Source organism: Paenibacillus sp. FSL K6-1318 (genome assembly GCF_037976905.1).
Lineage (GTDB): Bacteria > Bacillota > Bacilli > Paenibacillales > Paenibacillaceae > Paenibacillus > Paenibacillus amylolyticus_A.
The window spans coordinates 5,903,465-5,917,547 of the sequence record NZ_CP150270.1 but is presented as its reverse complement, the minus strand read 5'-3'; the positions used below and the strand labels follow the sequence as shown (position 1 = coordinate 5,917,547).

Genomic DNA, 14,083 nt, shown 5'->3' with positions numbered 1-14,083 from the left:
TGTTCTTTGAAAACTAGATATCGAAACGAAACAAACGCGAATTAGAACATTCCTTTTAGCTAAACTTGTGTTAAACAAGTTTAAATAAAACGGTAGATTGCTGGAGCGAGTGATCGAAATGGAGCGACTTTTGGATTTGGACGTAGTCCAAACCAAGCGGAGCGACAGCTCGAACACGAGCGCAATGGTTAAGCTACTAAGAGCACACGGAGGATGCCTAGGCGCTAGGAGCCGATGAAGGACGTGGCGAACAACGAAACTGCCTCGGGGAGCTGTAAGCAAGCTTTGATCCGGGGGTGTCCGAATGGGGAAACCCAGCTGGGGTAATTTCCAGTTACACCTAACTGAATACATAGGTTAGTGTGAGGCATACCAGGGGAACTGAAACATCTAAGTACCCTGAGGAAGAGAAAACAATAGTGATTCCGTCAGTAGCGGCGAGCGAACGCGGAGAAGCCCAAACCAGAGAGCTTGCTCTTTGGGGTTGTGGGACGTCTCACATGGAGTTACAAAGGAACCGGTTAAGCGAAGAGGTCTGGAAAGGCCCGCCAAAGAAGGTAAAAGCCCTGTAGTTGAAAGTCTGTTCCCTCCGAGACGGATCCCGAGTAGTGCGGGGCACGTGAAACCCCGTATGAATCCGGCAGGACCATCTGCCAAGGCTAAATACTTCCTAGCGACCGATAGTGAAGCAGTACCGTGAGGGAAAGGTGAAAAGCACCCCGGAAGGGGAGTGAAATAGAACCTGAAACCGTGTGCTTACAAAAAGTCAGAGCCCGTTTTAGGGGTGATGGCGTGCCTTTTGTAGAATGAACCGGCGAGTTACGTTCCCGTGCAAGGTTAAGGTGAAGAGCCGGAGCCGCAGCGAAAGCGAGTCTGAATAGGGCGACTTAGTACGTGGACGTAGACCCGAAACCGGGTGATCTACCCCTGTCCAGGGTGAAGGTGCGGTAACACGCACTGGAGGCCCGAACCCACGCATGTTGAAAAATGCGGGGATGAGGTGGGGGTAGCGGAGAAATTCCAATCGAACTCGGAGATAGCTGGTTCTCCCCGAAATAGCTTTAGGGCTAGCCTCGGAAAACAGAGTCGTGGAGGTAGAGCACTGATTGGGTGCGGGGCCCGCAAGGGTTACCAAGCTCAGTCAAACTCCGAATGCCATAGACTTACTTCCGGGAGTCAGACAGTGAGTGCTAAGATCCATTGTCAAAAGGGAAACAGCCCAGACCATCAGCTAAGGTCCCCAAGTGTGTGTTAAGTGGGAAAGGATGTGGAGTTGCACAGACAACCAGGATGTTGGCTTAGAAGCAGCCACCATTGAAAGAGTGCGTAATAGCTCACTGGTCGAGTGACTCTGCGCCGAAAATGTAACGGGGCTAAACACACCACCGAAGCTATGGCTTGATGCTTTGCATCAGGGGTAGGGGAGCGTTGTATAAGGGTTGAAGGTGTACCGTAAGGAGCGCTGGACATTATACAAGTGAGAATGCCGGTATGAGTAACGAAAAGATCAGTGAGAATCTGATCCGCCGAAAGCCTAAGGGTTCCTGAGGAAGGCTCGTCCGCTCAGGGTAAGTCGGGACCTAAGGCGAGGCCGAAAGGCGTAGTCGAAGGACAACAGGTCGAAATTCCTGTACCACCGTAAGCCGTTATGAGCAATGGGGGGACGCAGTAGGGTAGTGACGCAGACTGATGGATGTCTGTCCAAGCAGTAAGGCTGATGTGTAGGCAAATCCGCACATCATTAAGGCTGAGCTGTGATGGGGAGTGAAAATTACAGTAGCGAAGGTCATGATCTCACACTGCCAAGAAAAGCCTCTAGCCAGGTGATGGTGCCCGTACCGCAAACCGACACAGGTAGGCGAGAAGAGTATTCTAAGGCGCGCGGAAGAACTCTCGTTAAGGAACTCGGCAAAATGACCCCGTAACTTCGGGAGAAGGGGTGCCCCGGTAGTGTGAATAGCACGAGGGGGCCGCAGTGAAAAGGCCCAAGCGACTGTTTAGCAAAAACACAGGTCTGTGCGAAGCCGTAAGGCGAAGTATACGGGCTGACGCCTGCCCGGTGCTGGAAGGTTAAGGGGAGTGGTTAGGAGCAATCCGAAGCTGTGAACCGAAGCCCCAGTAAACGGCGGCCGTAACTATAACGGTCCTAAGGTAGCGAAATTCCTTGTCAGGTAAATTCTGACCCGCACGAATGGCGTAACGACTTGGGCGCTGTCTCAACGAGAGATCCGGTGAAATTTTAATACCTGTGAAGATGCAGGTTACCCGCGACAAGACGGAAAGACCCCATGGAGCTTTACTGCAGCTTGATATTGAATTTGGGTACGATCTGTACAGGATAGGTGGGAGCCTTTGAAGTGGGAGCGCAAGCTTCCATGGAGGCAACGTTGGGATACCACCCTGATCGTATCTAGGTTCTAACCTGGTACCGTAATCCGGTGCGGGGACAGTGTCAGGTGGGCAGTTTGACTGGGGCGGTCGCCTCCTAAAGAGTAACGGAGGCGCCCAAAGGTTCCCTCAGAATGGTTGGAAATCATTCGAAGAGTGCAAAGGCATAAGGGAGCTTGACTGCGAGACCTACAAGTCGAGCAGGGACGAAAGTCGGGCTTAGTGATCCGGTGGTACCGCATGGAAGGGCCATCGCTCAACGGATAAAAGCTACCCTGGGGATAACAGGCTTATCTCCCCCAAGAGTCCACATCGACGGGGAGGTTTGGCACCTCGATGTCGGCTCATCGCATCCTGGGGCTGAAGTAGGTCCCAAGGGTTGGGCTGTTCGCCCATTAAAGCGGTACGCGAGCTGGGTTCAGAACGTCGTGAGACAGTTCGGTCCCTATCTGTCGTGGGCGTAGGAAATTTGAGAGGAGCTGTCCTTAGTACGAGAGGACCGGGATGGACGTACCGCTGGTGTACCAGTTGTTCCGCCAGGAGCACCGCTGGGTAGCTATGTACGGACGGGATAAACGCTGAAAGCATCTAAGCGTGAAGCCCCCCTCAAGATGAGATTTCCCAGTATGTAAGACCCCTTGAAGACGACGAGGTAGATAGGCTGGGGGTGGAAGTGCAGCAATGCATGGAGCTGACCAGTACTAATCGGTCGAGGGCTTATCCAATTAGCAAGTTGTAACTCGCGTGTTTCGTTTCGAATCTAGTTTTCAGAGAACAACACTCTGGGCTTGGAGATTTAGTTCATTCATGGACTGATATTTTCTTGCAGAGATTTCGAGAAGCTTAGCTTCGAAAAATCATGTTTGGTGGCGATGGCGGAGGGGTTCCACACGTACCCATCCCGAACACGACCGTTAAGCCCTCTAGCGCCGATGGTACTTGGACCGCAGGGTCCTGGGAGAGTAGGACGCCGCCAAGCGAAGAACCACTGCCGATGTTATTCGGTGGTGGTTTTTATTTGTTTATTTTAGGGGGTGCGAAAGCATCTCTTATTTGACTTTGCAGGAATCCTCTGACACACTCATAGTGGATACATAGATGGCGTATCAGACTTTCATTTTGAAAATGATCTCAACATTCTAGAGAACGGGGTGCAGGATGAGATGGAAATTCAGAAATTGACGGTAAATGATTTTGAACCAGCGATGGCACTTTCCGAATATGCTTTTCAAGTGGTAATGAGTGATGAACAAAAGGAAAAGCGGCGTAGTCAATTTTCGTCACAGGATATATGGGGTGTATACGAGGATGGGCAGCTAGGAGCCAAACTTCACATTATCCCTTTTCAAACCTATATTCATGGCAGATCGTTCGAAATGGGCGGTATTGCTGGTGTAGCCACCTGGCCAGAGTATAGACGCAAAGGCTGGGTAGCGGGTCTGCTGAAGCATGCGTTGGAAGAAATGAAACGTAACAAACAAAGTATATCGTTCTTGCATCCATTCTCTTTTGGTTTCTATCGGAAGTATGGGTGGGAGACTTATGTTGAATTTAAACGCTATAAAGTACCTACAGCTCATTTGCCTTCGAAAAAAGCGACACCTGGAACGATCCGACGTGGCGATCCGAGCCTCAGCACACTAAAGGAAGTATACAGTGCTTACGCTGAGCGTTATAACGGAACTTTGGTTCGGGATGATGCAAGGTGGGAAAATTCAGTTCTTGTTAATGGGACCAGCCAGAAGGCTGTATATTATGATGAAGCTGATGTAGCACAAGGTTATCTTTTATATGAGGTAAAGGAAAATAAGTTTACCATTAAAGAGATCATCTATTTGAATGAAGAGGCTAGACAAGGGCTGTGGACCTTCATTGCGAATCATGATTCCATGATCCAGGAAGTTACGTTGCAGGCACCAGCCAGTGATACGCTCGCTTTCCAATTGGATAACCCACGGATTCAGCAGGAGATTGTACCTTACTTTATGGCACGCATCGTTAGTGTGGAGCAGTTTATATCTCAGTATCCATTTGCAAGCCAGGATTCACCCGTACAGATTGTTCTTCAGGTAGAAGATACCCACGCTCCGTGGAATGAAGGGGTATGGCAACTAAACGTGGCGATGAACGGAACGGCGTCCATATGGAAAACATCCGAGCCAATCACTGATGATCAGACCATTAAGGTAGATATTCAAGCTCTCACGGCGGTGCTGATGGGATATCGCAGACCACTAGAAATGGCACGAATCGGAAGAATTCACGGACCAGAAGCAACAATCAAGGCTTTGGAACAAGCGATTCCTGTAAGGGAAACCTACTTGCTCGATTTCTTCTGATGCCCATTCTCGCTGTTCTGTTCAACTTGATTAGCTTATATAGAAATACGGCGTTATCGAAAGACAAAAGGACTTCTCCAGCAATTTTGGAGAGGTTTTTTTGTGTCTGGGGAATATTTCGTGTAAAATCGTAAAAAATGAATAGTGACCCCACTTGGCAAACCCACAAAATATGCTATAATGGTTATAAAGTCAAAGAAAGTCAAAGTCAACTAAAGGTTTAATACTTAAGTAGCTTTCTTTCTACAATCTGATGCGTGATCGCCAATATACGGGATTCATTTCATCGGAGGATCAAGGAAATATTAAAGGACCTTCGTGCTTCCTTCGCTCTCCTGTTGACGTCTGTGGAAGCAAGATTCGCTGTTTTCCTGATTGGTTAAATGGGTAGAGAAGGTGTACTCTGTGGGGGCGTGTGGGTCCTTATTGACTTAACGTTTCAGACAGTGGAGGATGATTGGATGCGTAATATCTCTGATATTATCGAACGATATCTGAAGAGTATTTTGCATGAAAGTCCCGAAGGAATGGTTGAAATTCAGCGTAATGATCTGGCAGATCAATTTTCATGTGTACCTTCCCAGATCAATTATGTCATCAGCACACGTTTTACCCTCGAGAAGGGATACCTGGTAGAGAGTAAACGCGGCGGTGGTGGTTATGTTCGCATACAGCGCATTGAATTACCGGCCCAATCAGCTCTGCATAATCATTTGCATCATAGTATTGGTGATGAGATCGGGCAGACAGCTGCCGAAGGTCTGATCTATCAACTGGAAGAAGCGCGATTCTTGAGCAAGCGGGAAGCCGGGTTGATGCGAGCTGCTGTATCTAGAGAGGTTATATTGGTCAAACTTCCTTACCGGGATCAAATTCGTGCCAGAATGTTGAAGGCGATGTTAATATCTTTGCTCGGTAAATGAAAACTATCGGGGTCAAAGGAGGTACATCAATATGCTGTGCCAAGAATGTAATAAACGTCCGGCGACACTTCATTTTACGAAGATTGTAAATGGAGAGAAGACGGAATTCCATATTTGTGAGTCATGTGCCCGTGAAAAAGGGGAGATGATCCCAGGAACATCAGGTGGATTTTCCATTCACAATCTGTTGTCCGGGTTGCTCGATTTTGATCCAGCCGGCAAAAGTGGATCGGCAGGAACACCACCTGCAAAAGCACTTCAATGTGAAGAGTGTGGTATGACGTACTCACAATTTAGCAAAATAGGCCGGTTCGGCTGCAGTTCATGTTATAAATATTTTGACAGCCGTCTGGACCCTTTGTTCAAGCGGGTTCATGGCAGTACGTCCCATGTAGGCAAAGTGCCTGCACGAGCTGGTGGTCGCATCAAGGTGAAACGGCAAATCGCCGATCTGAAGCGTGAGCTCCAGGAGAGCATCGCCCAAGAGGAATTTGAAGAGGCGGCTCAGATCCGTGACCAGATCAGAGGACTTGAAAAAGGGATAGCTCAGGAGTAAAGTTTGTCATGAGTAGGAGGGATGCGTAATGCCTAATCTGCGCTTTACAGAGAAGGCGCTCAGCGACTGGATGCGCAGTGATGCGGCTGATTCCGAAATCGTCATTAGCAGCCGTGTCCGGATCGCACGCAACCTTCAGCATGTTCCGTTTCCGATGCTGGCTTCCAATGAGCAATCGGAAGAGGTGCTGAATAAGCTGAGCGAAGTACTTCAATACGATGAGGTTCATGCCTTTGGGGATTTTCATACGTTGGATCTGATCGATATTGACGAACTCGACAAACGGGTGCTGGTGGAGAAACATCTTATCAGTCCAAGTCTTGCGAATGAATCCAGGAATGGTGCAGTTATTCTCAGTGAGGATGAGTCCGTCAGTATTATGATTAATGAAGAGGATCATCTTCGTATCCAGTGCCTCTATCCGGGGTTCCAGGTGAAAGAAGCCTGGGAGAAAGCTTCCGCAATAGATGATGCTTTTGAAGCGCACGTGGATTATGCTTTTGATGATCGCAGAGGATACTTAACCAGTTGTCCTACCAATGTAGGTACAGGTGTCAGAGCATCGGTGATGATGCACCTGCCTGCCCTGGTGATGACGCAGCAGATTGGCCGCATTTTAACCGCAGTTTCCCAAGTAGGATTGACTGTAAGGGGAATTTACGGCGAAGGCAGCGAGGCCATGGGTAACCTGTTCCAGATCTCGAACCAGATTACATTGGGACAGACCGAACAGGAAGTCATCGAGAACCTGCATAGTGTTGTATTACAAATGATTGGTCATGAGCGTACAGCCAGAGAACGGTTAATTACCGACTCCAGACTTCGGATCACGGATCGTGTCATGCGTTCTTACGGCATATTGTCTCATGCAGCTATTGTTGATTCAAAGGAAGCTGCACAGCGCTTATCGGATGTACGTCTTGGCGTGGATCTCGGATTGCTGGATGGGTTGTCCATCACGGTAATGAATGAGTTGAATGTGATGACTCAGCCGGGATTCTTGCAGAAAACATTCGGGGAAGATATGCGCACAGATGAGCGTGACATCTATCGTGCTCAGTTGATTCGTGATACGATCAATGCAGCGAAGCAGTCCTAGCTTAGCCTGATATTGTATTGAATTATGGTTTCATGCCGCATTGCGGCTTTTATATAATAAGGCATGTATGAATGCCGAATGACTTTATTCGCAGCACGGCTGCAAACAAAAATGATATGAAGAATACGACGGTTATTTCATTAGATGACCCTCGTTTTATCCAAAACCATGGAGGTGCAGGAGATATGATGTTTGGAAGATTTACGGAACGGGCCCAAAAGGTGCTCGCACTCGCGCAGGAAGAAGCTGTCCGTCTCGGTCATAATAACATCGGTACTGAGCATATTTTGCTCGGCCTCATTCGTGAAGGCGAAGGCATCGCAGCCAAAGCACTGATCGGCCTGGGACTCGGATTGGAAAAAATTCAGGATGAAGTAGAAACGCTGATTGGCCGTGGCCAAGAGCAACCTACCAACATTGCATATACGCCACGTGCGAAAAAAGTAATTGAACTGTCTATGGATGAAGCTCGTAAATTGGGCCATACCTATGTAGGCACAGAGCATATTCTGCTTGGATTGATTCGTGAAGGCGAGGGTGTTGCAGCACGTGTGCTCAATAACCTGGGAATTAGCCTGAACAAAGCACGTCAACAAGTGTTGCAGTTGCTTGGCAGCAGTGAGGCTGTATCCAGCCATAATGGAACACCTGCCAATGTCAGCACACCAACGCTGGACAGTCTGGCACGTGATCTCACGGCTTATGCGAGAGAGAATAACCTTGACCCAGTTATTGGACGTAGCAAAGAAATTGAGCGTGTCATCCAAGTGCTCAGCCGTCGTACCAAGAACAACCCGGTATTGATCGGTGAGCCAGGTGTAGGTAAAACAGCGATTGCTGAAGGCCTTGCACAAAAAATCATTGCAAATGAGATTCCGGAAACATTGCGCGACAAACGTGTAATGACCCTGGATATGGGTTCAGTAGTAGCCGGAACCAAATATCGTGGTGAGTTTGAAGATCGTCTGAAAAAAATTATGGATGAGATTCGCCAAGCAGGTAACATTGTCCTGTTTATCGACGAATTGCATACCTTGATTGGCGCAGGCGGAGCTGAAGGTGCCATCGATGCATCTAACATTTTAAAACCGGCTCTGGCTCGTGGAGAATTGCAGTGCATTGGTGCAACAACACTGGATGAATATCGTAAATACATCGAGAAGGATGCAGCGCTTGAGCGTCGTTTCCAACCGATTACTGTAGATCAGCCTTCTCCGGAAGAAGCGATTCAAATCTTGCACGGCTTGCGTGACCGTTATGAGGCGCATCACCGCGTGAAAATTACGGACGAAGCGATTGTGCAGGCGGTTAAACTGTCTGACCGTTACATTACAGACCGTTTCCTGCCAGACAAGGCGATCGACCTGATTGATGAAGCGGGTTCCAAAGTAAGATTGAACTCTTACACGATCCCACCAAACCTGAAACAACTGGAAAGTCGTCTGGAAGATATCCGTAAGGAAAAAGACGCAGCGGTTCAAAGTCAGGAGTTCGAAAAAGCAGCAGCGCTTCGCGATACGGAACAAAAAATCCGTGAAGAACTGGATGTAACGAAGAATCAATGGAAAGAAAAACAAGGTCGCACGGATTCCGAGGTAACACCTGAGGATATCGCGCAAGTGGTAGCCAACTGGACAGGAATTCCGGTGAACAAGCTGAAAGAAGAAGAGACACAGCGTCTGATGAACCTAGAATCGATTCTGCATGAACGTGTCATTGGCCAAGATGAGGCTGTGAAGTCCGTCAGCCGTGCGGTTCGTCGTGCTCGTGCTGGATTGAAAGATCCAAAACGTCCGATGGGTTCATTCATTTTCCTAGGCCCTACAGGTGTAGGTAAAACAGAACTTGCTCGTGCTCTGGCTGAAGCGATGTTCGGCGATGAAAATGCAGTAATCCGTATTGATATGTCCGAGTATGGTGAGAAGCATTCGACTTCCCGACTCGTCGGAGCGCCTCCGGGATATGTTGGATACGAAGAAGGTGGCCAGCTGACAGAGAAAGTTCGTCGCAAACCTTATTCCGTAGTCCTGCTCGATGAGATCGAGAAAGCACATCCGGAAGTATTCAATATCTTGCTGCAAGTGCTTGAGGATGGTCGTCTCACGGATTCCAAAGGTCGCGTGGTTGACTTCCGGAATACGCTGATTATCCTGACATCCAACGTGGGTGCTGAAGCGATCAAACGTAACTCTACACTTGGTTTCACAGCGGTTGTGGATGCAGGTGCGGATTACGATAACATGAAGGGTAAAGTCATGGATGAGCTGAAGAAAAGCTTCCGTCCAGAGTTCCTTAACCGGATTGATGAAATTATCGTATTCCACTCTCTGGAACAGAAACACATTGCAGAGATTGTTACCCTCATGAGTGAGGAGCTTCGCAAACGGCTACGTGAATACGAAGTGGACTTCGAACTCACCGACAATGCCAAGGATTTCCTTGCCAAAGCCGGCTTCGATCCAGCTTACGGTGCGCGTCCGCTTCGTCGGGCGATCCAGAAGCATATCGAGGACAAATTGTCCGAAGAGTTGCTCACAGGTAACGTAACCAAAGGGGATTCATTGCTCATTGACGAAGAGAACGGTGCACTGTCTGTAACGAAAAAAGACGTGGTTGTTCCTTCTACCGAGGAAATCGAAACCAAATAATATATAACAAGCTTTGGAGTTGAACTCCAGCTTGTAGTGATCCTTAATCCTTCCCGGCTTCGGCCGGGAAGGATTTTTTACATTTTGGACAGAAGACGGACATGATTATGTCAGGAACATGTGTAAAGTTTGCGATAATCCTTTACGAAAAATCTCAAACAATGGTAAACTTTTAGTAACCCTGCACGTCAGGGAGTTTGGGCAAAATTCGTCGAATAATGCAAAATGCTGTTATAAAACTAAATTATAGGAGTGCTGAAGTGGCCAAAGTTAAAACCAAGTTTCAATGTACGGAATGCGGCTATGAAGCCCCCAAGTGGTACGGTAAGTGTCCGGGTTGTCAGTCATGGAATTCAATGGTGGAAGAAACAGAGACGGTGGTCAAAACACAAGGGAGAAATTCTCCCCTGTTTGACAGTAAAGATAAACCGCTTCCTATCATAGATATAGATAGCGGTCAGGAACCGCGTGTGCAGACTGGAATCGGAGAGTTGAACCGGGTATTGGGTGGCGGAATCGTTCCAGGTTCCCTCGTTCTGGTGGGCGGAGATCCAGGTATCGGTAAATCAACGTTGATGTTGCAGACGTCACATGCGTTGACGCATTCGGGTTTGCGTGTGTTATATGTTTCCGGTGAGGAATCAGTCAAGCAAACCAAATTGCGGGCGGATCGTCTCGGGGCGCTCTCAGCCGAGTTGTATGTGCTGTGTGAAACCAATATGGAACGTGTAGAGGAAGCGGTGGATCAGATCCAGCCGCATTTTCTTGTCATCGACTCCATTCAGACAGTATATCTTCCCGAAGTTACCAGTGCGCCTGGTAGTGTAGCACAGGTAAGGGAATGTACGTCAAGGTTCATGCGGATTGCCAAAGGCAGAGGCATTGCAACGGTTCTTGTGGGGCATGTTACCAAAGAAGGTGCCATTGCCGGTCCACGTATGTTAGAACATATGGTGGATTGCGTGCTTTATTTTGAAGGAGAACGGCATCATACGTATCGCTTGCTGCGTGCGGTGAAGAACCGTTTTGGTTCCACCAATGAGATTGGTATTTTTGAAATGGGCGAGGATGGACTTCGTGAGGTGGGCAATCCGTCCGAACTCTTTTTGTCGGAACGTCCACTAGGGGTAGCAGGTTCAACGGTAGTTGCCAGTATGGAGGGTACACGCCCTCTGCTTGTGGAATTACAGGCGTTGATCTCCACGACCCATTTCCCTTCTCCTCGCCGTATGGCAACAGGGGTGGATCTGCATCGGTTGAATCTGATTATTGCTGTGCTGGAGAAACGAATGGGCATGTTTTTACAGACCCAGGATGCGTATCTGAATGTAGCTGGAGGAGTAAGGCTTGATGAGCCGGCTGTCGATTTGGCGGTTGCTGTCAGCATTGCATCCAGTTTGAGAGATGTACCGACCAAGCCGGATGACGTCATCTTTGGCGAGATTGGTCTGACAGGTGAGGTTCGAGCCGTATCACGGGCCGAACAACGAGTGAAGGAAGCCGCGAAGCTGGGCTTCAAGCGAGTCATTTTACCGGAAAAAAGCTTAAAGGGCTGGAAACATCCTCGCGGGATACAACTGATCGGTGTGAATACCGTGGCAGATGCACTAGCGGTTGCTTTAGATTAGGGGGCATAACAAGATGAAAGATTCGAGCCAACTGGATAATATGAATGAGTTGTTAAGGCTGATCGCACCAGGTACACCTTTCCGCGAAGGTCTGGAAAATGTGCTGCGCGCCAAGACGGGCGCACTGCTTGTTGTAGGATACAGCCCTGAAGTAATGGAAGTGGTGGACGGGGGATTCTCGATTAACTGTGATTTCTCCCCGAACTATCTGTACGAACTCGCCAAGATGGATGGAGCCATTATTCTTAGTGAGGATTTGAAGCGTATTCTTTACGCCAATACCCAGTTAATCCCGGACTCTTCGATCTCTTCATCAGAGACGGGGATTCGTCACCGGACGGCAGAGCGTGTAGCGAAGCAAACGGGTAAATTGGTGGTTTCCATATCACAGCGTCGGAATATCATCACCTTGTATCAGGGAACACTTCGTTATTCCCTCAAGGAAATTGGAGTTATTTTGACAAAAGCGAATCAGGCGATTCAAACCCTGGAAAAATACAAAGCTGTATTGACACAGTCCCTTACGAATCTGAGTGCCTCTGAATTTGAGGAACTGGTAACGATTCCTGAAGTGGTTAACGTGATTCAGCGTACCGAAATGGTGATGCGGATCAAAACGGAAATCAAACGATACATTCATGAACTTGGAAATGAGGGACGACTCATCTCCATGCAAATGGAAGAGCTCGTGGGTACAACGGAAGAAGAAGCTTGGTTGCTGTACAAAGACTATGCCCGTGACGACAGTGATGACAAAATCCGTGAAATTATCGTGGGACTGAAAAGGTTGTCGGATGATGAATTGCTGGATGCACATCATATTGTTCGTCTGCTCGGCTACCCTTCATCAGCGGCTACTTCGGAAGATTCGGTTGCACCTCGCGGATTCCGGGTATTAAATAAGATCCCCCGCCTGCCGAATGTCATTATCCATAACCTGGTGGATCAATTCGAACAATTGCCTCATGTCATTATGGCTACAATTGAAGAACTGGACGAAGTGGACGGTATTGGTGAAGTTCGTGCCCGGACCATTAAGGAAGGCCTCAAACGTTTGCAGGAGCAGATGTTTATCGACAGACAGATGTAAGGGTTTGCCTATATAAAGGCTTGAAATGGATGAGGTGAAACAACAATGCTAACCAGATTCATTCCGAATCTCTTTACCCTGGGTAATCTGTTTCTTGGAATGATGGCGATTTTGCTTGCGATTGATGGAAATTACAGTTTGGCTGCTATTATGGTCATTGTAGCGATGCTGCTGGACGGTCTGGATGGCCGGGTGGCACGTGCGCTCAATGCCCAAAGCGAATTCGGCAAGGAACTGGATTCCTTGTCCGACATGGTTTCCTTTGGTGCAGCACCAGCTCTGATCATATTTATGGTGTCATTTCAAGATTCGATGCCGATGCTCGCCTGGATTGCAACAGCTGCTTTTCCGATCTGTGGAGCCATTCGTCTGGCACGGTTTAATGTTCGTCCGGGAATTCCGGGGTACTTCACAGGTCTGCCGATTCCGGCAGCCGGCGGAGTGCTGGCTACACTGTCCTTGTTCAACAAGGATATCGGCCCGATCAGCATGATGATTGCTACGTTGCTGTTATCATATCTGATGGTGAGTTCGCTTAAGTATCCCAATTTCAAAAAGGTCGGTTTGCCGCGCAAAGCAATCTGGATTGCACCATGGGTTGTGTTATTCGCGATAGCCGTAGCCGTTATTTTCCCCGAGCAGTTATCCAAATTGATTTTTATTCCGCTGGTGTTATACGCCTTGTATGGAATGAAGCATAATGTGCGAACAGCGGCCTCGCGTAGTCGGGCCAAAAAGCGCAAGGATGAGAAATCTTCCCGTCCTTCTGATCGTTAAGCATTGCGCATTGGAGACAGACACAATACAAAGAAAGCACGTACGCTCCTGACTAGGAGAATGCGTGCTTTTTGTTTATTCAGATCTATTTACGGTAAAAGAAACCCTTACGAACGACATACATATCTTCTTACGACAGATTAAACATCCCTAACGTCGAACACTTCTGTGATTCGTGATTCACGACCTCTTCCATGTTGATGTCCAGCAGATTGCAGAGAGCCGACATGTAGAACAGGTTTCGCCCCAATTCAGAGCTGATGACCTCTCGGCAGTTCTCACACAACTCACCTTCCACATGCGTTTCCAGCAGGCCCTTGGTTTGAGCGATATCACTCTCCGGGGCATATTTCTGCTTGGTGGCGTGCAGCTCGATGCAGCCGCATTCGGTAATGGCTTTGGACACGGCACGGTTAACAGACGCTCCGGCTTGTCCCGTTTTGGACAGTACATCAATCAGACTGCGATGACGCAGCAACAGTTCAGAAACTTGATCCTGGAAAGCCTGTAAACTTAGCGTACTCATTTTGCCACTCACCTCGGGATATGAATTGAATTCATTATATGCCAATAATTTACCTACTTTCAACTGACGATTGCAACATTTCCAAAAAGTTCTTGCGGATGGGATTAGC

Annotated in this window: 9 protein-coding genes and 2 rRNA genes; 10 read left to right on the top strand and 1 reads right to left on the bottom strand. The window is 48.3% G+C overall.

Annotated elements, in window-relative coordinates:
- Nucleotides 1-186: 186 nt before the first annotated feature.
- The 10 genes from NYE45_RS26555 to pssA all read left to right on the top strand — a co-directional run bounded on the left by NYE45_RS26555 (nucleotide 187) and on the right by pssA (nucleotide 13,448).
- Nucleotides 187-3,113: ribosomal RNA gene (locus NYE45_RS26555) — 23S ribosomal RNA — on the top strand.
- Between the two features lie 137 nt (nucleotides 3,114-3,250).
- Nucleotides 3,251-3,367: ribosomal RNA gene (gene rrf / locus NYE45_RS26550) — 5S ribosomal RNA — on the top strand.
- Between the two features lie 184 nt (nucleotides 3,368-3,551).
- Nucleotides 3,552-4,727 carry a GNAT family N-acetyltransferase gene (locus NYE45_RS26545; RefSeq protein ID WP_340014579.1) on the top strand — a complete coding sequence of 392 codons (1,176 nt, stop codon included), beginning with the start codon at nucleotides 3,552-3,554 and terminating at the stop codon, nucleotides 4,725-4,727.
- Between the two features lie 461 nt (nucleotides 4,728-5,188).
- Nucleotides 5,189-5,650: a CtsR family transcriptional regulator gene (locus tag NYE45_RS26540; RefSeq protein WP_062836165.1), complete on the top strand. Its 462-nt coding sequence runs from the start codon at nucleotides 5,189-5,191 to the stop codon at nucleotides 5,648-5,650.
- A gap of 31 nt (nucleotides 5,651-5,681) precedes the next feature.
- On the top strand, nucleotides 5,682-6,206 hold the full coding sequence (locus NYE45_RS26535) for a UvrB/UvrC motif-containing protein (RefSeq protein WP_264935652.1): 525 nt from the start codon (nucleotides 5,682-5,684) through the stop codon (nucleotides 6,204-6,206).
- Nucleotides 6,207-6,234: 28 nt separating this feature from the next.
- Nucleotides 6,235-7,305 (top strand): protein arginine kinase, encoded by a 1,071-nt coding sequence (locus tag NYE45_RS26530; protein ID WP_062836167.1) that lies wholly within the window; start codon nucleotides 6,235-6,237, stop codon nucleotides 7,303-7,305.
- 185 nt (nucleotides 7,306-7,490) lie between these two features.
- Nucleotides 7,491-9,953, top strand: a complete 2,463-nt coding sequence (locus NYE45_RS26525) for an ATP-dependent Clp protease ATP-binding subunit (protein ID WP_076292149.1) — start codon at nucleotides 7,491-7,493, stop codon at nucleotides 9,951-9,953.
- A gap of 260 nt (nucleotides 9,954-10,213) precedes the next feature.
- A complete protein-coding gene (gene radA / locus NYE45_RS26520) occupies nucleotides 10,214-11,581 on the top strand; it encodes a DNA repair protein RadA (RefSeq protein WP_036671578.1) in 1,368 nt (455 codons plus the stop codon).
- Nucleotides 11,582-11,594: 13 nt separating this feature from the next.
- Nucleotides 11,595-12,671 carry a DNA integrity scanning diadenylate cyclase DisA gene (disA, locus tag NYE45_RS26515; protein ID WP_062836168.1) on the top strand — a complete coding sequence of 359 codons (1,077 nt, stop codon included), beginning with the start codon at nucleotides 11,595-11,597 and terminating at the stop codon, nucleotides 12,669-12,671.
- A gap of 45 nt (nucleotides 12,672-12,716) precedes the next feature.
- Nucleotides 12,717-13,448, top strand: coding sequence for a CDP-diacylglycerol--serine O-phosphatidyltransferase (pssA, locus tag NYE45_RS26510; protein WP_062836169.1), 732 nt, complete (start codon nucleotides 12,717-12,719; stop codon nucleotides 13,446-13,448).
- A 130-nt stretch (nucleotides 13,449-13,578) separates the two neighbouring features.
- Here pssA and NYE45_RS26505 read toward each other — a convergent pair whose 3' ends face one another.
- Nucleotides 13,579-13,974: a hypothetical protein gene (locus tag NYE45_RS26505; RefSeq protein WP_017692049.1), complete on the bottom strand. Its 396-nt coding sequence runs from the start codon at nucleotides 13,972-13,974 to the stop codon at nucleotides 13,579-13,581.
- Between the last annotated feature and the right edge of the window lie 109 nt (nucleotides 13,975-14,083).